We start from the raw sequence: 21,035 nt of genomic DNA, 5'->3' as shown, positions 1-21,035 counted from the left end.
TGGGAAAATCAATGCTAACGTCATTTAAAAAGTATTTGCTGAGTGCTGTAATCCTGGCGATTATCAGCACAGCTTCTGTAGCGGAAGATATTGATCTGTTTACTGGGGTTACACCGCCTAATTCTACAGACATCCCTAATATACTGATCGTATTAGATAATACGGCAAATTGGAATACTGCATTTACCAATGAGGTTAACGCGCTTGCCACGGTACTCAGTGGTCTGAAGGTTGACAAGTTTCGAGTTGGCTTGATGATGTTCACTGAAACAGGGTCGGGTAATAGCAATCCAGATGGTGGCTATGTGCGTGCCGCAATACGACTGATGGATAATACTAATAAATCGCTTTACCAGAACTTGGTAAATAGTTTGGATAAAGTCGGAGATAAATCAAATGGTGGTAAGCTGGGTTTGACTATGGCTGAAGCCTACTACTATTTTTCTGGTGCCAGTGCATACGCAGGACATAACAAGGCTAAACGGGATTATACCGATAATACAACAGGGACTTCAGCATCTAAGGCGGTTTATGCGTTAAGTGGAAATGCTTTGTCATCAGCCAGTGATAGTGGTTATGAGAATCCGGTGAGCTCGGGTTGTCAGAAGAATTTTGTTATTTATATCAGCAACGGTGCTGTGCAGGATAACAGTGCTGATACTTCGACAGCCAATTCAAAATTGTCAGCTGCTGGAGGAAATACCGCACAGATTGCACTTTCGCCTAGTGGTTCACAATCCGGAGCAGGTGATGAGTGGGCGCGCTTCATGGCAAGGACCGCTTCAACCAAAATAATAACTTACACTATTGATGTGGATCCAATTACAACCGGACAAGGTCTTGGATTTACTGCATTACTAAAAAGCATGGCGAACCAAGGTAAAGGCAAGTATTTCTCAGTAAATTCTTCAGTTAATAGTGGATCTCAAATTGCAGATGCGTTGAATCAGATATTTGCTGAAATATTAGCCGTGAATAGTGTATTTTCTTCTGCAAGTCTCCCTGTTAGTGTTAACACGCAGGGTACGTATCTCAATCAAATATTTGTTGGTATGTTTCGCCCAGATGCCAACGCCAATCCTCGCTGGGCAGGAAATCTCAAACAATATCAATTTAAACCAAGTTTGACGAACAATAAAATCGAGTTAAACCTAGCAGATGCTGATAGTGCTCTGGCGATTAATAAAAATACTGGATTTATTACACAATGCGCTCGAAGCTTCTGGACACCCGGTACAGCTAATCTGGATAACTATTGGTCATTTGCGCCACAAGGTTCTTGTACGGCGATTGCCAATTCCGAACAATCCAATACACCAGATGCTGATATTGTGGAAAAAGGTGCGGCGGGCTATCTGTTACGTGCAATTAATTCTACTTCACGTACTGTTAAAACCTGCGATCCGGCCAGTTGTACTGGATTAACGAATTTTGATGATGCTAATACTTCGATTACACAATCTCTACTGGGTGTGGCTAATAGTACCGAACGTACTAATGTAATCAATTGGGTACGTGGTAAAGATATAAAAGATGAGAATGCGAATGGCAATATTGCCGAGATGAGACCGTCTGTGCATGGGGATATTGTGCATTCTCGGCCGGTAGCGGTTGATTATGGCGGGAGTACAGGTGTGGTAGTGTTTTATGGTGCCAGTGATGGCATGCTACACGCAATCAATGGTAATCAGTCGAGTAGCATCGGTACTTATACCGCGGGTAGTGAACTATGGTCATTTGTTGCCCCGGAGCACTATGGACAATTTAAACGTATTTATGATAATAGCCCAGCTATCACGTTACCAAGTGTAGGTGATTCAACAGCCAAACCCTATTTCGTTGATGGGCGTATCACAGCTTATAAAAGTAACAGTACAGTCTGGGTTTATGCTACACAACGACGTGGCGGGCGCATGATTTATGCTTTTGATGTCAGCACCCCCACTAGCCCAAGTTTAAAATGGCGCCAAGGCTGCCCAAATTTAATCAATGATACAGGATGTACTTTAGCAAGTTTGAGTAGCATCGGACAAACCTGGTCGGCAGCTGTTAGCTTGAAATCATCGGGCTATGTCTCTGGATCAACACCTTTGCCGATGCTTATTTTTGGCGGTGGATATGATACCTGTGAGGACGGAAGCGGTTCAAGTGATCTGAACACTTGTACTGCGCCTAAAGGAAACAAAATTTTTGTGCTGGACGCTAATAGTGGTACGTTACTCACCACATTATCTACTGACCGTAGTGTTGTTGGGGATGTAACTGTTGTATCCAACAATATCACTGGGCTGGCAGAATATGCCTATGCAGCCGATACGGGTGGCAATGTTTATCGTATTACAATTGGTTCTTCCGCACCTTCCAGTTGGACAATAATGAAAATTGCATCACTGGGATGCAGTACAACGAGTTGCCCTGGTGGTGTGGCGAATCGTAAGTTTATGTTTTCTCCTGAAGTAGTTGTGACACCCAGTTATAACGTTATCTTGATTGGCTCAGGTGATCGTGAACATCCGTTGTTAAGCCATACGACCACAACCAGTGTCGACAATGCATTTTTTATGATTAAAGATAAGCCATCTGACGCAACTTGGTGGTCGTCAGAAACAGGTAATTGCCAATCGTTAGCGTTGGCATGTATCAGCTCATTACTTGCAATAGATCCAGATAGTACGATTTTGCCGACAGATGCACAATTAGAGGCAAAAAAAGGATGGTACATGCCGTTCGGTGCAGCTGGAACCACACATGATAAAGAGCAAGTGGTGACATCAGCAATCGCAGTACTCGGTATTGTTACCTTTAGCACACATACACCGGTACCCACTGATCCAAGTGTTTGCGGATCGAATCTGGGATTGGCGCGAGTTTATAACCTAGGGTTTATGAATGGTCGATCTGTCGGTACTACAAGATATGTACCGATAGCAGGAGGAGGGTTGCCGCCATCACCTGTAGCTGGAATGGTGACAATAACGCATCCTACGACTGGTCAGAATATCACTGTACCGTTTGTGATTGGGTCAAGTCCCGATTCTCCTCTAGAAGGTACATCACCTTCTCCTATTGTTACTCCCGCTCATTATAAGAGCCGAGCTTACTGGTATCTTCAACAGTAAGTAATGCGAAATGATTAAACTGAAAATAATAAATATCGACAGAAGCATCCGAAGTTGCCACGGGGTAACATTAATCGAACTGCTGGTCGCACTATCGGTATTTTCCATTCTACTGTCTGTAGGCGTGCCGTCCTTTAGTCAATTTACTGCAAATACTCGTTTAAATAGTTATACCAACACACTGTTCGCACATATGTCATTGGCTAGATCAGAAGCCATAAAACGTAATGTGCGCGTTGCGATTTGCAAAAGTTCGGATGGCTCGGCATGTGCCAGTTCAGGCGATTGGAGTCAGGGCTGGGTTGTATTCGTTGATCAGGATAATAGCGCAAGTGTCGGTAGCGGTGAACAAGTAATTACTACAGCACCTGCGCTGCCAATGGGTTTTAGTTTTTCTGGGAATGGTAATGTCAGTGATTATGTTTCTTATGATGGGCAAGGGATTCCGAAGCTTGCCAGTGGCGGATTCCAATCCGGTACGATTACCATCTGTCCCGCTGCACCCGCAGCAGCTGGTAATGGGCGCAATATCATATTAGGTAGTAGTGGCAGGGCACGTATCGCCAAAATCACAACTTGTTCATGATCTGACTATCCTACTTGATAAGGTGGCAAGTCTGTGGGTAAGTCCGGAGGTAATCAGTTTATTCTCTGATTTCCTGTTCAATCTGATCAGCCGTAACATGCCGCACATCTTTGCCTTTTACCATGTAAACAACGTATTCAGACATGTTCTTTGCGTGATCTCCAATGCGCTCAATTGCTTTGGCGACAAATACAATTTCCAGGCAGGTGGAGATTTTTCTTGGATCTTCCATCATGAATGTAATTAATTGGCGCAAGATAGAGCGAAATTCTTCATCGACAAATTCATCCTGCCGCACAATTTGTGCCGCTGCGTTCAAATCTAATCGAGCAAAGGAATCCAGCGCTTTGTGCAGCATATCCATAGCGATACTCGCTACGTGCTTAATTTCATTAAAGCGTGGTATGTGCATACGATCTGACGCATAGATTAGCTTTGCCATTCTTGCAATTTTTGCAGCTTCGTCACCGATGCGCTCCAAATCAGTGATAGTTTTGATAACCATCATGATCAAACGTAAGTCGCTTGCCGTTGGCTGCCGGCGCGCAATAATCTGATTACAGATTTCATCAATAGAAACTTCCATCGCATTGACGCGGTGGTCACGTGTGATGACCTGATCGATCAGTTCTTCATTACCAGTGGTTAAAGCCTCAATGGCATATTCGATTTGTTCTTCAACAAAGCCACCCATCTGCAAAACACGAGTACGCACTTCTTCAAGATCAGCATCAAACTGCTTGGAAATATGTTCTTTGTTAGCCATGGTTTGCCTTTTTATGAGTGAAAGTATGTTATGTGCCGGTGTTCTTTAGCTATTTCATAAATCAGAGAGTAACTGTCTTTACGTCATTATCAGTGCCTAGTAGCAACATGTCGGCTGAGCGCCGAGCAAAAAGGCCACTCGTTACAACACCTGTGATCTGATTAAGTTTTGCTTCCAGCTCAACTGGATTCATGATCTGTAAACCATGTACATCCAGAATGACATTACCATTATCGGTAACGAAACCTTGACGTAAAGCCGGATGCCCTCCCAGCAACACAATCTCTCGCGCAACATAACTGCGTGCCATTGGAATGACCTCAACAGGCAATGGGAAATTGCCAAGAATATTCACTAGCTTGCTCTGATCGGTAATACAAATGAATTTTCGTGCAACTGCTGCGACAATTTTTTCCCGAGTTAATGCACCGCCGCCGCCTTTGATCATGTGCAAGTGTTCGGTAATCTCATCCGCACCATCGACATATACAGGCAGATCAATGACATTGTTGAGATCAAATACTTCAATCCCATGACTTTTGAGGCGTTGTGCAGTTGCATCGGAACTCGCGACTGCGCCTTCAATTTTATGCTTGATTTTAGCCAGCTCATCGATGAAATAATTTGCGGTAGAACCTGTGCCTACCCCAACAATACAATCAAACGGAATATGCTGGATTGCAGCCGTTGCGACTGCGCGTTTTTGTTCGTCTTGTGTCATTATGGCCTTTCTTTTTTGACAAAAATTAATAGTGCTTATCAGGATAGCGTTATCTGCTAATTTAAACAATGCTTCTGATTACCGCATATAAAATCTGAAGGGCTTGAGAAGAAATGTACAAGAATATTGCGGTAAGCTATCAAGATGAATGTTAAACAGATCGGATTAAAATGTAATTTTTGCATAGATTTATCAGAAAAACGGATCAAACTCAGGTGCAGGAATCCGGTAGCTTTTGAGCCACGATTTGAATTGCTTCACATCGTTGAATAGCATTAAGTCATGCTGGATACGGCTGATTTGATTTTGCAGTCTGCGAATGTCTTCATTTAATAGAACAAACAACCGCTTAGGCGATAGGTGTTCATAGGGTGCAAGCCCGGTCATCCTTTTGATACTCAATTCCATTTGCATCACTTCTTGCTGAAGTTCTTCCAATTGATTTTGCAAAATGGTGTTGTAATGCTTCAGACGATCGTCGGCAATGTTGTTAATTTTATTCTGGTCAATTTGTTCAACGTTCAGTTGTAATTCCAAAAGTTGTAACAGATCTCTTTTTCCATAGGCTACCGTTACTTTCTGCATTAATTCAGTTTTACGTTCGCGCTCTGCGGGATCAAGTTCGCGGTCTGGATGCAGTGTCGCCACTAGTTGTCGGTAAACCGCCTGAATCGATTTGCTGACGATAGCATCTTCTTCCTGTTTACGCGCTTCCTCTGCCAATTGCTTGGCGAATTTTTTACGTTTGGAGCGGGATTCACGAGTGCGCTGTTCCTGCTCCTGCATTTTCTCCGCCAAACGTGCTGATGTTCCTTCAAAGTCGGAAAAATCAAATTCCTCATCATCCAATTCGACGCCGAATTTCTGTTCGAACATGGATTTCAATAATTCATGAGTCATCTCACTGTTTTCCAATGCTGCATCATCATAATTCTGCCCACTGTAATAGTCATAAAGCGGCTTCAAATCGTCACGTCCGTGTTGGCTGATCAGCGTCTCACTGATGGTGGTGATCAAATGTGCAATTTTGTCCTGCTGGTTATGGGCGAATTTCTGGGTTGTATACAAAGTATCCAGCAGCATCACCATCTCGGCTTGATGATCGCGGAATGTATCGTGTAGCGGCATCAGTTTGCTGGCAATTTTCTGCTGATATTGGGGGATCGTTTCTTGCCATGTGGCCAGTAGTTTCTTCTGAGCATCAATCTTCTGAATTAAGCCATTGAATTTTTTCTGTGCAGGGGAAAGACAAGCATGTTGTTGGCTTTCCTCAATACGGACAACTTTGACTTTAAGATGTGGCATACCTAGTTAATTCTTACAATAAATGGTCATTTAATAAGTATAAACTACCCATCCGGCTTGCAAACCGCAATATGCCGGATCAGTCCATTCGAAGTAAAGTAAATACGCTCCAGTCCGCGCCGTTGCACCCGCTCTCCGGAAGAAGCATCTGCGCCGGTCATGGTAAACGCGAATTCCACGCCATTATCTTCAATCTCGCGATATTCCGTGACTTCCCAATGAGCATCCGGGAAACGGTTGAAGAAGCCGACCATCATGGTATGAATGGCGTCACTGCCTTTGTACTCGCCGAAGTAGGCGGAATGGTAGGTGGCGTCGGCGGTGAATAAAGGTTTGATGTGTAGAAGATTGTGGTCGTTGGACAGGGCTACATAGTTTTTTGCCCATTGAGTCGGATCTTGTTTATTCATTGGATTATGCTGTCAAAGGCGATTTATCAAGTGATTGAACGGGAAGAATCAGGATTTGGATTCCGCACGGGTGAAAATCCATTCATTTTTGCCACTATCGTTTTCACTAAACTGATAACCTACGACATCAAAGCGCTGGATGCCTTCTGGGTTCGTAATTTTGTTTTGAATAATGTAGCGGCTCATCAAGCCACGGGCTTTCTTGGCGAAGAAACTGATGATTTTGTAGATACCGTTTTTCTCGTCTTTGAAAATCGGTGTAATGATGCGTGCGTTTAATTTGTTCGGTTGAACAGATTGGAAATATTCAATGGAAGCCAGGTTGATCAGGATGTCTGATTTCTGCTTCTGCAGGTCCTGATTAAGCGCCTGGGTGATTTTCTCCCCCCAGAATTCATACAGATTATTGCCACGCGGATTCTTAAATTGGGTACCCATTTCCAGCCGGTAAGCCTGCATCAGGTCTAATGGGCGTAATACACCATACAATCCGGACAGAATGCGCAGATGATCCTGCGCAAAAGCCAATTCTGTCGCAGTGAGCGTATCTGCATCCAGACCCATATAGACATCCCCTTTGAAAGCGAGCACTGCCTGTTTGGCATTTTTGAGCGTGAACGGGCGTTCCCAGGTGAAATAGCGATTGGAATTCAGAACCGCCAGTTTGGGGCTGATCGACATCAGCTTGCCGACTTGATCCGGTTCCAGTTTCCGGAGCTCGTCGATCAGTTCGGCGGAATCGTCGAGAAAACCGGGCTGCGTATATTCATGCGTGATGGGCGGCGTTTCAAAGTCCAACGTTTTGGCCGGTGAAATAACAATAATCATGTGGTTTCATCCTGAAATAAAAAATACTATCAGATTTACTCTCTGAACAAGGATCGTTGGTGATCGAGCAAATAGCCTTGATCCATATTTGAGCCCCGGGTTTTATGATGTATGCTGGCTGTTCGATACCAATAACTCGCTGACTGATGATGAACATTATCCCAGAAATTCAGGTGCTACAGGCCGACATGCACCGCTGGCGTAGGCAAATACACCAATATCCGGAAACCGCTTTTGAAGAAACCGCAACAGCCCGCTTGATTGCTGAGCAACTGCAACAAATCGGTATCGAAGTGCATCAAGGTTTGGCCAGAACCGGCATTGTCGGGATTTTGCGTCGCGGTAACAGTACCAACAGCATTGCCCTGCGTGCCGATATGGATGCGCTATATATCCAAGAGCAAAACCGGTTTGAGCATGCATCCTGCAACAGCGGGAAAATGCATGCCTGCGGTCACGATGGACACTGCGCCATGTTGCTCGGAGCAGCCCATTATCTTGCCAATCATGGTCGTTTTGACGGGACTGTTTATTTCATTTTTCAGCCGGCGGAAGAATGCCGGGCGGGCGCTCATCAAATGATCAGCGAAGGCCTGTTTGAACAATTCCCGGCGCAACGGGTTTTCGGCATGCATAATTTCCCAGATATTCCAGCCGGTCATTTCGCGGTTAAAACCGGGCCTATGATGGCCTCGTTTGATTGTTTTGAAATCAATCTCAGCGGTCAAGCCACCCATGCCGCGATGCCGCATTTGGGTAACGATGTGCTGGTCGCTGCGGCGCATTTGATCACCCAATTACAAACCATCGTTAGCCGACAGATCGACCCCACCGATGCCGCTGTGGTCAGCATCACCCAAATTCACGGCGGCAACACCTGGAATGCGCTGCCGGATTCCGCCGTGATACGAGGTACGTTTCGCAGCTTCAAAAATTCCGTCCGCGCGCAACTGGAACAAGGCATTAGCCATCTTGTTCAGAGCGTCGCGCACGGTTTCAGGATCAACGCCGACATTCGCTTTAATCCTGAAAACCCCGGCTATCCGGTCACTGTCAACAGTCCGGATGAAACTGCCAGCGCGATCCGGGCGGCAACTGCTGTTGCCGGCACTAGCGGCGTTGACACAACACCGATCCCCAGCTTGGGTGCCGAGGACTTTGCTTTTATGCTGCAACAAAAGCCGGGCTGCTATATCTGGATCGGCAATGGCAGTTCGGAAGGTGGCTGTCTATTGCATAATCCCAATTATGATTTTAATGATGAGATTTTGGCGCTGGGTGCAGCTTATTGGGTCAAGTTGGTGGAGAACGAGTTGCCTGTTTAACGGAAGAAATCTCGGGAGCTTGCTCCCGAGTCAAAGTCGATAATAAAAATTCCGTTTGACCGGAGGTCAATCAGGCTGGCGTAAACTCAGTTGCTTGCGGCCGAGTAGTCAGCCTGAAGGAATTTTTTCATCAAGAACCGCAGCAACCACAAACAGACATTTTTCCAGGAACGGTGGTTGTCCATTGCCCATTCCATTTCAGTATGTTGGAACTGTTTTCGCAGGCACCCGAAGTTCCACCACAAATAGCTTTTGCTTTTGAATTATCCATTATCGGTCCTGCTTGGACGTCCAGACATTCTCCCACGCCGGCTGCTATGTCATCAAAAATATGACTTAGACCGCCTGAAGTGGTGTTTTTGTTTGTAGTTAAGCCAGTTCCTTCAAAGCCATGACACCCAAAGCAGTTGGAAATGAAACCTTGATTAGTTTTAGGATTAAGATCGACATTCTGGAATGTCGTTTCTGCCACTGTATTTGCCAAGCGCAAAGAACCACGCTGATTGCTGATTGTGGAGCCTTCTTTGATGTCACTTACCCACAACGCTCCGACATTAAAGTAATTCTTGAAAACAGCCATGTCACCAGTGAGTAAAGCCGCTACATTGGTATTAAGGCTGGTGAGAGTGCCTAAATTTTCGGGTGCATTGGGATCGGCCTGATCAGTGCCATAGGGATATACGCGGCAAATTTCTGTAGGCTTTCCCTTAATTGATGTACTTGATTGGGCAGTATTAAAGTTACATTCCAACGGAAGCACTGAGTTCTTTTTTAAAAGATCGGCGCATTGGTTACTGGTAAAAGACCAACCTTTTACGGGAGTGGTTTGAGGATTGGTACAATCGGGTGCATTATTTTTTTGTTCAAAGGTCGCCCACACGAACTCGGGGTGATCTGTGGTTGCAATGGCCAGGTGATAGCCAATCATGCCCAAGGTAACATTTTTCTGAGTGCCTATATCGGTAACGATGGTGAAGTAATTATCTTTTTCTCCATCCTTCAGAACCTTCCAGGCGGTTTTCATCTCGGTTGTGCCGGAGGGAAAATTGTTTCTGGTTTTAATATCAGCGACATTGCACATATTTCTACTGAATTTGACATCGTAGTAGACAACATCGCCCTGTTGATCATAGATTGTGGCTGAGTCTCCAGCTTGATGGATGCGTTCCGGCAAGCCATGCGCTTTATCCAGACTTATGAAGAATGTATTTTCAGTAATGGTGTCGTCGCACGAATTAACGGGTTTCTTATCTTTGCTAACCTCTAGAATAGGATAATTTGAAGTTACTTGGAAATTTCTTTGTGAGCTATCTTTGCCGCTTGGAGACATTAAGTATATGAAAGCCTGCCAGGAAAACTGATAAAAATCACAGAAATTGGATTGTCCATCTGGCGCACTTTTTTTTACTTCGGTCGGCATACTAGGGTTTGTAAACCATGTTTTGTCAGCTGCACATTCATAAGCTTCTGTTTTGGCATGTATTGGCAAGCCAATAAGTGAAAGGATGGTCAAAGAGAATAACGTGATTAGTTTTAGCTGGTTTTTCATATCAAATCCTTTTCATTTCTTTATTCTAGGTATAAGAATAAATGAGGTTAATATTATTCATTTAGTAATGAAATAAAAGAAAAGCTTTGAATCTAGGCTGTTATAGAACTGACCTCCTTGATAATGAGAGAAGAAAATTTATTATTGAGATTTTTGAGTACGAGAAAAATAAATGTACTTTTCACAGGAGAAGAAGATACGGAAAATCCGATGGAGTGTCAATCACATAAGTAATTGATGATACTAATATTTAATTTTTGTGTAAGCATCATTTTGTGTAAACACCAGTCCGAATAGCCGTTTATCCTCGCTGCAGCAATAGGAATATGGGTATCTCAATTACTGATACTCAATCTCTGAATCAACTCCTTAACCCGCATCACACGCTTGTTAACATCTGCAATCTGCACTTGAACTTTCAGCCGATCCTGGCCGAAGAGTGAGTATTCACGGCTGCTTTGAATCAGTTTGATGATTTCCGCCGGGTTCACCGGTGGATTGGGGATAAATTGAATCAGAATGCTTTCCGTGCTGGCGTCGATGCGGGTGATGCCGAGCGGTTTGGCGGCAATGCGCAGGCGGTGGCAATCGAGCAATGCGCGTGCCGGATTCGGCAACAGGCCAAAGCGGTCGATCAGTTCGCGTTGCATGTCGTCGAGTTGTTCGTCATCGTTGCAATTGGCCATGCGCTTGTACAGCACCAAGCGTTCGTGGATGTCGTGGCAATAATCTTCGGGTAATAACGCCGGCACATGCAGGTTGATTTCGGTGGCGACGCCCAATGGGTGCTGCATATCGGGTTCTTTGCCTTGTTTTAAGGATTGGATGGCAGAATCCAGCATGGCGCTGTACAGGCTGAAGCCGACTTCCTGCATTTCCCCGCTTTGCGATTCGCTCAGCACCGCGCCGGCACCGCGGATTTCCAGGTCGTGCATGGCAAGATAAAACCCGGAACCGAGTTCTTCCATCGCCTGAATTGCTTCCAGGCGTTTTTTGGCTTGTGCGCCAAGCGCTTCTTCAGGCGGTGTGAGCAGATACGCGTAAGCCTGATGATGCGAACGTCCTACCCGGCCACGCAACTGGTGCAATTGCGCCAAGCCGAATTTATGCGCGTTGTTCATGATGATCGTATTTGCGCTGGGAATGTCGATACCGGTTTCAATGATGGTGGTGCATAACAGAATATTAAAACGCTGCTGGTAAAAATCCCGCATGACATGCTCCAGTTCGCGCTCCGGCATTTGTCCGTGGGCGATATTGATGCGCGCTTCCGGCAGCAGTCCGGTGAGCTTTTCGTACATTAACTGAATCGTGTTGACTTCATTGTGCAGGAAGTAAATCTGCCCGCCGCGTTTCAGCTCGCGCAAACAGGCTTCGCGAATGATGCCCAGCGAAAAACTGCTGACGAAGGTGCGGATGGCCAGGCGGCGTTGCGGTGCGGTGGCAATGATGGAGAAATCGCGCAAACCTTCCAGCGACATTGCCAGAGTGCGCGGAATCGGCGTGGCGGTGAGCGTCAGCACATCCACTTCGGCGCGCAGTTTTTTGAGCTGTTCCTTTTGCCGCACGCCAAAACGATGTTCTTCGTCAATGATGACCAAGCCCAGATTCTTGAAATGGACATCTTTCTGAATCAGCTTGTGCGTGCCGATGATGATGTCGATTTCGCCTTTGGCCAGGCCGGCTAGCGCCTGCGTTTGCTCCTTGGCGGAGCGGAAACGCGACAATTCAGCAATTTTGACCGGCCATTGGTCGGCAATCAGGCTAAAGCGGTCGGAGAAATTCTGGAAATGCTGTTCAGCCAACAACGTGGTGGGAACCAACACCGCTACTTGCTTGCCATCGGCCACCGCAATAAAAGCGGCGCGTAAGGCTACTTCGGTTTTGCCGAATCCGACATCGCCGCATATCAGGCGATCCATGGGTTTCCCGGATGTCAAATCGGCAATCACCGCCTTGATTGCCGCTGCCTGATCAGCGGTTTCTTCAAAACCGAATCCTTCGGCGAAAGCATCGTAATCATGCTGCCTGAGTGCAAAGGTATGGCCTTCGCGGGCGGCACGCTGTGCGTACAGATTCAGCAGTTCCGCCGCTGTGTCGCGCACCTGCTGCATGGCTTTGCGTTTGGCTTTATCCCATTGGCTGCTGCCCAGCTTGTGCAATGGCGCGGATTCCGGTGCAGCGCCGCTGTAGCGGCCGATCAGATAAAGCTGCGAAACCGGCACGTACAATTTGTCGCCGCCTTCGTATTCCAGCGATAAAAATTCGCTCAACTCACCGGGTTCGCCTTCACCTACATCCATACTGACTAAACCGAGGTAGCGGCCGATGCCATGCTGCTCATGCACCACCGGATCGCCCGGCTTGATTTCCGACAGGTCGCGCAGAATGTTGTCGGTCGATGTGGTCTTGCGCGATTCGCGTTCACGCCGTCCATGGACATGCGTCGCATACAGTTCGCCCTCGGTGACAAAAGCCAGTTGTTGCTGCGCCAGAATAAAACCCGTGTGCAGCGGCGCAACGCTGAGCATGAAATGTTGGGAACTGTTCAGAAATTGCGCGTAATCCTGGCAACTATCCGGGTGCAAATCATATTGATTCAGGTATTCAGCGATCAATTCGCGCCGTCCCATGCTTTCCGCCAGCAGCACAACACGTCCACCGGCTTGCGAAAACTGCGTGACAAATGCAACCAGTTTTTCCAGCGGATTTTCCGCATGCCGATTGACCTGCACAGACGGCAGCGGGCTGGTTGATTTGTTGGCGGCCAGCTTGAGATCCTGCCCATTGGACAGAATTTCAATGCGCGCATACGGTTTTAGATGACCGAAAAAAACATCGCTGGATAGGAACAAATCATTGGGTGGCAGCAACGGCCGCTCGATATCAGCGCGCAACAGTTGATAACGTGATTGGGTATCGCACCAGAATTCGTCGATGATCGGACGGACATCCTGATGCAGGCAGAGCAACGTGTTTTCCGGTAAATAATCAAACAGCGTTGCAGTGTGTTCAAAAAATAATGGCAGATAATATTCGATACCGGCGGGCGTCAAACCTTTGCTGATATCTTTGTAGATCTGTTTTTTGGAGGGGTCGCCTTCGAATTTCTCGCGGAAATTACCGCGGAAACAGGTGCGTCCGGCTTCATCCAGCGGAAATTCGCGTGCCGGCAGCAGACGGATTTCTTTGACCGGATAAATGCTGCGCTGCGTATCCACGTCGAATGTGCGGATGGTGTCGATTTCGTTGTCCATCAAATCGATGCGATACGGCAGTGGGCTGCCCATCGGGAACAAATCGATCAAACCGCCGCGCACGCTGTATTCACCCGGCGAAAAAACCTGCGTGACATGCGAGTAGCCCGCCAATGTCAGTTGGCTGCGCAACCCCGCCAAGTCCAACACTTCACCTTGTTTAAGGAAGAACGTGTGCGCCGCGAGATATTCGCGCGGCAGCATGCGATACAACGCGGTGGTTAGCGGTGCAATCAGCACATCACACGCACCATTCATGACCTGATATAACGCCGCGAGTCGGTCCGAAACCAGATCATGGTGCGGCGAGAAAGTATCGTAGGGCAGCGTTTCCCAATCTGGTAATAGATGAGTTTTGAGCTCGGGGGCAAAGTAGGGAATTTCTTCCAGCAGTCTTTGCGCATCGAGCGCATTCGCGGTGATGATGGTGACGGGTTTTGCCTGTTGCGCCAGTTGCGCGAGAAACAGCGCGTCGCTGGAGCCATCAAAATCAGCGTAACGGGCTACGGTACCGGGTGTGGGCAGAGTGTGCGATTGTTGCATGTTATAAGCATATCCATCTTGCAGTGCCGGACAATGATGCATTGCGAGACTGGGTGTGATTCAAAACCGCACATTATAGGCTAGTTTTATGCCGTCTTTTGTGTGTATGAAAATCTTGGTTCACACTTATAATCATTGGAATGCATTGCGCTGCTATGCTTTTTATGGTTTGAATGTGCGTTAAATCACAGTATTTTAACGATGATTGTCTTAAAAAGACTGTATTTATCGTAGAATATTAAACCGAGAATTAGTTTGTTGAATGGATTGAGTATGAGCACTTTCATGAAATTGAATATACAGCAACTAGGGCGAAGAATGAGCTTATCTGCCTGCTGGGCGATTGCAGCTGCTTGTTTCACAGTACCGGTTTTTGCGCAAAGTGCTTCAGCAACTTTGCTGACGCCGGAGAACAAGCAGAAAATTGAACTGGCGGTGTGGCGGTATGCCATTGATACGCCGCTGCTGATGGAAACCATCGACTGGTTTCGCGAGTTGACGCGACATTCACGGGAATCAGCCGCCATCGCCGAGCTTTCCCGTCTGGAGTTCATGCAGGCGCAGCTCGAACTCGACAAAAATCGCCGCGTTCAACAGTTCGAAAAATGCATTGCCATTGCCGATCAGGCGCTGGTTCTGAATGCCAATGATGTGCGTGGACTGTTCTGGAGAGCGGCGGCGATGGGAAAAATGGCCGAAGATAGCGGTATAGTGAATGCGCTGAGAATGCTGCGGCCCATGGAAAAGATGTTGTTGAAAGTCGTTGCGCTGGATGAAAAATATGAAAATGCCGGTGCGCATCGCGCGCTGGGTCGCATGTATCACAAACTGCCGGGATTTCCGATCAGTTTTGGCAGTAACCAGAAAGCGCTGATGCACCTTAAACGGGCGCATGAGCTCTTCCCCCGCGATGTCATCACCCGCGCTTTTTACGCTGAATTGTTGTACGACGAGGGCAAGAGAGACGAAGCGCGCAAGCATGCGGACTTTGTTTTGGCAACGCCAATCGCCGATGAAGATGCGCTGGAGTACGCGGAATATGTCAACATAGCGTTGGCTGTGATCGAGAAAACCGGTGGTTCACAAGTGAAATTGGGACGCTTTTAGTTGTGTTTTAAATAGTCATCAGAAAGTACCTTAATCGAAATTTTGCATCTGCTATTTGGATTCTTTGTTCATTTTAATCAATCGATTTTTTGACTTATTTCACTGTTCATACCGGTTAGATCAGCTAAACTAGCACTCTCAAATTCAATCTTCCGAATTTTTATATGACAGAAACTGTGATTGATTTAATCCGCCACGGCGAACCCGCTGGCGGACGTCGTTATCGCGGTCACAGCGTCGACGATCCGCTTACCGAAAAGGGATGGTTGCAAATGTGGAATGCCGTTGGCGAGTATCATGCATGGAACCACATCATCACCTCGCCGCTGCAACGCTGCCAGGCATTTGCGCACGCATTGGGTGAACGCCACGGCATTGATGTCACCGTTGAGCCGCGTTTTAAGGAAGTGGGTTTTGGTTCTTGGGAGGGCCAGAGTCACGATGCCATCAAAATAGGTCGGGCGAATGAATATCAAGCTTTTTTGCAAGATCCGATGAATTGTCGACCGCAAGGCGCAGAACCGCTCGATGATTTTATCCAGCGCGTCAGCTCTGCGTATCAAGAAGCTATCGAACGCTATCGCGGAAGCCATTTTTTGATCGTTGCACATGCCGGTGTGATGCGTGCATTGATTGCAGAAACAATCCAAGCCCCCTCAGTTGGTCTGTATCGCATCAAAATCAGTAATGGCGGAATCACCCGCATTCGCCATACAGCAACCGGCGGCGTATTGGAATCGTTGAATGGGAAGCTGTCCGGTTGAGTCACGGCCATGTTTATGCGATATCTCGGAATTCCTTTATCTGCTGGCGCAGCACCGTACCAGTGATAATTGATGGTTCTAATCAAACTAAGTGTTTTTCTTTACTCGCATAAAACCGATCAACTCCAACCCGACCAGCAGCATTAACCAAGTTGTAGGCTCAGGAATCGGCGGCGGAGGTGGAGGTCCGGGAATAAATATTGGCTGAGGATCAAAAATTGTATCGGGTGTATATGAAAGCAAGAAAGCAGTATTCCGTATATCTCCATGATCACCGGTTCCGATAATCTGACCATGATTGTTTATATCCACAACATACAAGTCTGTCCAGCCGATCTCCCGATGGACTTATTATTTCAATTAATCCAACGCCATTGGCGTCAGTAATGAAGTTATGTTTATCGCAATCGGAACAAGCAAGAGATTCCACTATCAATTGACCGGAATTACTCAGCCCCCTCACATCAACATTGTAGGTTCCGCCAAAGGTACCTAAATCTTTTAAACCATTGCCATTAGGTCCTGTGAGGAATACATGTGGGGTATATTGATCCGGATTGAAATTAAACAATCAAGCTATTTGCCCTGAATCATTTATGTGAGTTGCAAATAGATCAGTACCTAATTCTTTTATTCCTGCTCCGTTGGCGCCGGTGAGATATGTTTCGTTAGAAGAAATTAATATTTGGCCAGAATCATTGATGTCGATTGCGAGACTATCGCTAGCCCGATACTTGCTGTTATCTAGTAATTGGGTGATTGACCAATCTGCATTTGCCGCTACTGGAATGCAAAGTACGGCTGCAATTATGATTTTTATTCCCTTTTTCATGATTGTTTCCTTTAATTATTTGCGCCAGCTCATTTACTTTTGGTCAAAGAACTAATTTGGACAACCTGCGTTAATCCACTCAGCAATATCATCAATTAAACTTTGCTGATCCGGATAGGGAGGTGATGGCTGCGGCATTTGACCGATGGTGCCGGTTGATGGATCGAACGGACCATTTTGAGTGCCCGATAGGGCCATAATGATATTCGATTGAGCGGCGTTACCTACGATCAAGATTTTAAACCCGCTCATACCTGGAACATCCCCAGTAATAAATTGCTGGTAGCTCAAGTCGTTCCAAAAGGCTTGGTGAGGCGCTAAATCAGAAGCGACTTCCGCGTTAGCAACGAAGGTGTTAAGCGCAGTTTGCAAATCTGAATAATTTTTAATAGCCATATGCTTATCCTTATCCTTACAAAAACTATTTTCATAGTCAAATTATTACAGATACTGAGCAATTTTGCTTAATAATTGCCCGACTTATTTCATTAATCCAAGACACGTCTTTTGCCAAATCGACACCCATTGTCGTAATCTACATTTCGGGCACTCTTCTCTGATTCAGTGGGTTACACCACTACTTTGGTACTTTGATGCCGTTTAGAGTAGCGAGCGTCCTTTCTATACTTCTAGTAACCAACTGGGTAAAAATAATCACAGCTTCAATGTTAAAAAACCGTGGTTTGTTCCAATCAACGCCTGAGTATAGAGAAGGCGCTGCATCAATAAATTTATTTCAGTGGTTGTATGCTGATTTCTCCGTAGTTAAATTCCATTGTTTTTGGTTTTTTGCTATGACTGTCGATAGGCACAATGGTAATTTTTACTTCGTTGTCGTGCGCTATGATGGCAGCCAATTCGGGGTCGATCTCGAATACTTGACGTTGCGGTTTGTGATCCTGTCCGGCGCGATCTGCGCCCTTTCTAACTTTGGCGACGCTGGAAATTAAGCCAACAAAATTGGGGATTTCTGTGGTGGTGGTAGCGTCTGCTTTTGGATAGTTAACATATACTTTGGCGCTGACGCTTCGATCTGGCGCAATCACTACCCCGTCTATAACTAATAGGTATCTCGCTCCAGCGCCAGCAGATAGTGCCATCAGCGATGTTTTATGGATTTGCGGCAACGCCACCTGATGAGTTACTGGGTCATTTTTCAGTGTACGCACTTGCTTGGGTGCGGCGATCAATGGCTCTGGTATTGGTGAAGTAGCGATTGCTTGACTGACTTTTTTGCTACTTTTTGTTGGTACTGTAGCCAAGCTGTCGTAGTCGTACCCTAGGTTTCTGCTGTCTACCACATCGCTAACTTTAATCGAAGTCCAGACCCCATTTTCATCATAAAAAGTCCAACTGTGATTTAACCAGCTACTGTCGGTTGGATTGGTATGGTCGCTGCTAACTGCCAGCCAACTTGGCCACATACGATCAACATTAGCATGATGGCAGAAAAAAATCGGATCGCGCGCAGCGGTTGCCAATACTCCCATATCTGATCCGTAGTTGGGAGCGGTATTGCCGTCGGTGCCAGTCCAGTTATGGACGTTGTTGTGGGGTATGCGCTCCAGTTGTCCAGCTTGACCACCGTTTTTGGTTGCGTCGACGCCGCCAAACATGCTGAAATCGCTTGAGTTTAGAACAATTGACATTGCTCTCGGACCAACAAAATCTGGTGGTATAACGTCGCCAGTAGAGGCGCCGCGCAATGCATCATAGAGTGAGCTGCTGCTGTTGTCGTAAATGCCTGGTAAGGTCTGCGTGGCTTTGCTTTGTGTGCTCCAGTCCCAATAAGGCAAACGCAAGTTGGGATCATTGGCTAGCTTGGACAATGTGCGCTCCAGAAAATACAAATAGCAGCGATGCCACGGTAAAAACCACCAGCTGCCGTGAATTTCCTCACCTGCTTTACCGTCGGTCCCGCCGCCACAATACCAGCAATGCACATAGCTTTGCAGCAGCCAGCCGAGCGGATTACTTGGGTCAGATATAGTCATATCTCGTAATTTCTGAAATCCCAAAGTCAGGCTGGCAATTTCTTCCGTGCTTAATTGGAAGGCGCTTTTTCGATGTAGCACGGCAATTTTGCCGGGAATAAACGGTGTTGCTGCGCCTTTGGGTGTGGGAGGGGCGCAGTCGGTGGGATAGTCTGCAGGAGTTTGCGCCAGCGCTGTGTTTCTGAACAAGCCTAACAAGGAAAAACCAGCGCTTATTTTTGCAAGATTAATCAGCGCTTCACGGCGAGATACTTTAGATTTCGATGTCATCTTTTTCTCCTGAGAATTTTATTTTGAAATTGATTTGCACCGTTTATGCCAGAATTGCATGAAGAATGGTCTCTTGGTTCTCCCCGTTGCGTTGGTGGATTGGTAAGTTGTAACCTAAAGCCGGTATGGACTTGTGACCCGACCGAAACGTTTGAGGTCGCGCCAGTTTACAAAATTCGAGTGATGATCGAAGCAGAGGCCTACTCCCCTCACGCATGAACTTAAGCACAATGCTTTGGGATTGTCAATGCCGCGATGGAGCCTAGGTTCCGCGATCGGATTTCTATTTTCTTCCTTTAGAATGCGATGCTGAAGTAGGCTCACGGTAGAGAAAATGGTAGTATCAAAATCAGATTTGAGAAATATTTGTTTTTCATTGTGTTTCTCAGTCGTCGTCAGGGTTATAGGCTCATCAACTTATATAAATTGGGAGTATTTCATGAAAAACAAATTGCTTGCAATCGCTGTTGGTATGGTTGGTATATCTTTGAGTATCCCGGCATCTGCTAATATGTCGCTACGAGCTTCCTTTGTGGATGCCGCTCTGTCAATTGATGCTTGGGGTAGCGAAATATCCAACAGTGGGTTTTTACAAACTGATATAGCTCCCGGATCTACAGTGCTTGGAGCTTATCTTTATAGTACAAATGCTTGGGATAGCGGTATAGCTGGGGATGTCACGTTAAATGGCACTTTCTTGTCGAGCGCATCGGGATCTTTGCTGTCTTCAAGCAACATTGCGGAAACAAGAATATACGATGTTACGAGTTTCATGAAATCAGCGATTGAATCAAGCGCTGGAGGAATACAAAACTGGTCAATATCTGAAAATGAATTTACCGATGGTGAAGTACTAGTAGTGGCTTATCAGAACGACAGTACCATAGGCAAAACTGGCGTCATTTTAGACGGAGGGCTATCAACAACAGGTGAGAATATTCACATGGAGCTTGCTGCACCATATGTCAGCGGTGATGCTGTCATGTCAGTAGCAGGTAGTTTCAGTTTTGGGGATGATCAGTACACCACTATTGATGTAACAACCAGTTCCACTGATGCTCGACACTTGACCCGTGCCGCTGGAGGTAATGATGACGGAGGGTTTGAGGATTCAAATGGCGCCTTAATTACAGCGGGCGGTATAGGTGATAATTCTATCAATCCGTTAAATCCATTGTTGCATGGTGCCAGTTACGACGATGAACTATACAACCTCGCTGAAGGAAATGATGTAAATTCCACCCCTTTTCTACAGGCAGGTGATGCTTTCGTTGATTTATTAACCCACAACCCTAGTTTGGACGATAATGTGTTTGGTCTATTCTTTACTGGTTCATTGCAAATTAGTGATGTTATATCGACACCCACAACTCCTCCGCCAGTGCCCGAGCCGGAAATTTATATCATGTTACTTGCCGGTTTAGGCTTAATTGGATTTACAATACATCGTAGACAATATGACCTTGAACACTAATCGTTGTAGAAATCCATGGACCGTTTAAATCACCACGTATAGTTCATCTTAGTAGGCTTTATTAGCTGAGTATCTTACTTAATGATTGAAAAGACTTCTGCACAACCTCGAAAATTTTGCTGTATCCACAGAGAAAAATTTCTAAAAGGCATTTGTCACGCATGCCACTGGCAAAAAGTGAAGTT

At 46.2% G+C, this 21,035-nt stretch carries 17 protein-coding genes; 6 read left to right on the top strand and 11 right to left on the bottom strand.

Features of this window, described 5'->3' with window-relative positions; genetic code table 11:
- The first annotated feature begins 11 nt into the window (after positions 1-11).
- Both C8R34_RS08640 and C8R34_RS08635 read left to right on the top strand, forming a co-directional pair.
- Positions 12-3,119, top strand: coding sequence for a pilus assembly protein (locus tag C8R34_RS08640; protein WP_110339847.1), 3,108 nt, complete (start codon positions 12-14; stop codon positions 3,117-3,119).
- A 10-nt stretch (positions 3,120-3,129) separates the two neighbouring features.
- Entirely contained in the window at positions 3,130-3,705 is a 576-nt protein-coding gene (locus tag C8R34_RS08635) for a GspH/FimT family pseudopilin (RefSeq protein ID WP_110339845.1), read from the top strand.
- A gap of 58 nt (positions 3,706-3,763) precedes the next feature.
- On the opposite strand, the gene phoU is transcribed toward C8R34_RS08635, so the two are convergent.
- The 5 genes from phoU to yaaA all read right to left on the bottom strand — a co-directional run bounded on the left by phoU (position 3,764) and on the right by yaaA (position 7,735).
- Positions 3,764-4,471, bottom strand: coding sequence for a phosphate signaling complex protein PhoU (gene phoU / locus C8R34_RS08630; RefSeq protein ID WP_110339843.1), 708 nt, complete (start codon positions 4,469-4,471; stop codon positions 3,764-3,766).
- Positions 4,472-4,532: 61 nt separating this feature from the next.
- The gene (rpiA, locus tag C8R34_RS08625) at positions 4,533-5,192 is read right to left on the bottom strand and encodes a ribose-5-phosphate isomerase RpiA (RefSeq protein WP_181415487.1); all 660 of its coding nucleotides are present in this window, start codon (positions 5,190-5,192) and stop codon (positions 4,533-4,535) included.
- Between the two features lie 192 nt (positions 5,193-5,384).
- A complete protein-coding gene (locus C8R34_RS08620; RefSeq protein ID WP_110339841.1) occupies positions 5,385-6,497 on the bottom strand; it encodes a molecular chaperone DnaJ in 1,113 nt (370 codons plus the stop codon).
- 44 nt (positions 6,498-6,541) lie between these two features.
- A complete protein-coding gene (locus C8R34_RS08615) occupies positions 6,542-6,907 on the bottom strand; it encodes a nuclear transport factor 2 family protein (RefSeq protein WP_110339839.1) in 366 nt (121 codons plus the stop codon).
- A 48-nt stretch (positions 6,908-6,955) separates the two neighbouring features.
- Entirely contained in the window at positions 6,956-7,735 is a 780-nt protein-coding gene (yaaA, locus tag C8R34_RS08610; protein ID WP_110339837.1) for a peroxide stress protein YaaA, read from the bottom strand.
- Between the two features lie 146 nt (positions 7,736-7,881).
- Between yaaA and C8R34_RS08605 the strand changes: the two genes are divergently transcribed.
- Entirely contained in the window at positions 7,882-9,060 is a 1,179-nt protein-coding gene (locus C8R34_RS08605; RefSeq protein WP_258364432.1) for a M20 aminoacylase family protein, read from the top strand.
- 130 nt (positions 9,061-9,190) lie between these two features.
- On the opposite strand, the gene C8R34_RS08600 is transcribed toward C8R34_RS08605, so the two are convergent.
- Both C8R34_RS08600 and mfd read right to left on the bottom strand, forming a co-directional pair.
- The gene (locus tag C8R34_RS08600) at positions 9,191-10,609 is read right to left on the bottom strand and encodes a mannan-binding lectin (RefSeq protein ID WP_110339835.1); all 1,419 of its coding nucleotides are present in this window, start codon (positions 10,607-10,609) and stop codon (positions 9,191-9,193) included.
- A gap of 335 nt (positions 10,610-10,944) precedes the next feature.
- Positions 10,945-14,409, bottom strand: coding sequence for a transcription-repair coupling factor (mfd, locus tag C8R34_RS08595; RefSeq protein WP_110339947.1), 3,465 nt, complete (start codon positions 14,407-14,409; stop codon positions 10,945-10,947).
- Between the two features lie 285 nt (positions 14,410-14,694).
- Here mfd and C8R34_RS08590 point away from each other — a divergent pair, with 285 nt between their 5' ends.
- Complete coding sequence (locus C8R34_RS08590; protein ID WP_258364431.1) at positions 14,695-15,516, top strand: TRAP transporter TatT component family protein; 822 nt, start codon at positions 14,695-14,697, stop codon at positions 15,514-15,516.
- 164 nt (positions 15,517-15,680) lie between these two features.
- Positions 15,681-16,280 (top strand): histidine phosphatase family protein, encoded by a 600-nt coding sequence (locus tag C8R34_RS08585; RefSeq protein ID WP_110339831.1) that lies wholly within the window; start codon positions 15,681-15,683, stop codon positions 16,278-16,280.
- An 87-nt stretch (positions 16,281-16,367) separates the two neighbouring features.
- Here C8R34_RS08585 and C8R34_RS17360 read toward each other — a convergent pair whose 3' ends face one another.
- The 4 genes from C8R34_RS17360 to C8R34_RS08565 all read right to left on the bottom strand — a co-directional run bounded on the left by C8R34_RS17360 (position 16,368) and on the right by C8R34_RS08565 (position 19,376).
- The gene (locus C8R34_RS17360) at positions 16,368-16,592 is read right to left on the bottom strand and encodes a PEP-CTERM sorting domain-containing protein (RefSeq protein WP_165872545.1); all 225 of its coding nucleotides are present in this window, start codon (positions 16,590-16,592) and stop codon (positions 16,368-16,370) included.
- Positions 16,593-16,851: 259 nt separating this feature from the next.
- A complete protein-coding gene (locus C8R34_RS08575; RefSeq protein ID WP_110339827.1) occupies positions 16,852-17,112 on the bottom strand; it encodes a hypothetical protein in 261 nt (86 codons plus the stop codon).
- Positions 17,113-17,163: 51 nt separating this feature from the next.
- Complete coding sequence (locus tag C8R34_RS08570; RefSeq protein WP_110339825.1) at positions 17,164-17,508, bottom strand: hypothetical protein; 345 nt, start codon at positions 17,506-17,508, stop codon at positions 17,164-17,166.
- A gap of 335 nt (positions 17,509-17,843) precedes the next feature.
- Positions 17,844-19,376, bottom strand: coding sequence for a tyrosinase family protein (locus tag C8R34_RS08565; protein WP_110339823.1), 1,533 nt, complete (start codon positions 19,374-19,376; stop codon positions 17,844-17,846).
- Positions 19,377-19,815: 439 nt separating this feature from the next.
- Between C8R34_RS08565 and C8R34_RS16975 the strand changes: the two genes are divergently transcribed.
- Positions 19,816-20,850, top strand: a complete 1,035-nt coding sequence (locus C8R34_RS16975) for a PEP-CTERM sorting domain-containing protein (RefSeq protein ID WP_110339821.1) — start codon at positions 19,816-19,818, stop codon at positions 20,848-20,850.
- Positions 20,851-21,035: the final 185 nt, after the last annotated feature.

It is taken from the genome of Nitrosomonas sp. Nm84 (assembly GCF_003201565.1).
Taxonomy (GTDB): domain Bacteria; phylum Pseudomonadota; class Gammaproteobacteria; order Burkholderiales; family Nitrosomonadaceae; genus Nitrosomonas.
This window is presented reverse-complemented; position numbering and strand designations above follow the sequence as displayed.

Bases quoted from the DNA above. Each gene is read 5' to 3' on its own strand.
- C8R34_RS08640 (WP_110339847.1), top strand. From the start codon at position 12: ATGCTAACGTCATTTAAAAAGTATTTGCTGAGTGCTGTAATCCTGGCG.
- C8R34_RS08635 (WP_110339845.1), top strand. From the start codon at position 3,130: ATGATTAAACTGAAAATAATAAATATCGACAGAAGCATCCGAAGTTGC.
- phoU (WP_110339843.1), bottom strand. From the start codon at position 4,471: ATGGCTAACAAAGAACATATTTCCAAGCAGTTTGATGCTGATCTTGAA.
- rpiA (WP_181415487.1), bottom strand. From the start codon at position 5,192: ATGACACAAGACGAACAAAAACGCGCAGTCGCAACGGCTGCAATCCAG.
- C8R34_RS08620 (WP_110339841.1), bottom strand. From the start codon at position 6,497: ATGCCACATCTTAAAGTCAAAGTTGTCCGTATTGAGGAAAGCCAACAA.
- C8R34_RS08615 (WP_110339839.1), bottom strand. From the start codon at position 6,907: ATGAATAAACAAGATCCGACTCAATGGGCAAAAAACTATGTAGCCCTG.
- yaaA (WP_110339837.1), bottom strand. From the start codon at position 7,735: ATGATTATTGTTATTTCACCGGCCAAAACGTTGGACTTTGAAACGCCG.
- C8R34_RS08605 (WP_258364432.1), top strand. From the start codon at position 7,882: ATGATGAACATTATCCCAGAAATTCAGGTGCTACAGGCCGACATGCAC.
- C8R34_RS08600 (WP_110339835.1), bottom strand. From the start codon at position 10,609: ATGAAAAACCAGCTAAAACTAATCACGTTATTCTCTTTGACCATCCTT.
- mfd (WP_110339947.1), bottom strand. From the start codon at position 14,409: ATGCAACAATCGCACACTCTGCCCACACCCGGTACCGTAGCCCGTTAC.
- C8R34_RS08590 (WP_258364431.1), top strand. From the start codon at position 14,695: ATGAAATTGAATATACAGCAACTAGGGCGAAGAATGAGCTTATCTGCC.
- C8R34_RS08585 (WP_110339831.1), top strand. From the start codon at position 15,681: ATGACAGAAACTGTGATTGATTTAATCCGCCACGGCGAACCCGCTGGC.
- C8R34_RS08575 (WP_110339827.1), bottom strand. From the start codon at position 17,112: ATGAAAAAGGGAATAAAAATCATAATTGCAGCCGTACTTTGCATTCCA.
- C8R34_RS08570 (WP_110339825.1), bottom strand. From the start codon at position 17,508: ATGGCTATTAAAAATTATTCAGATTTGCAAACTGCGCTTAACACCTTC.
- C8R34_RS08565 (WP_110339823.1), bottom strand. From the start codon at position 19,376: ATGACATCGAAATCTAAAGTATCTCGCCGTGAAGCGCTGATTAATCTT.
- C8R34_RS16975 (WP_110339821.1), top strand. From the start codon at position 19,816: ATGAAAAACAAATTGCTTGCAATCGCTGTTGGTATGGTTGGTATATCT.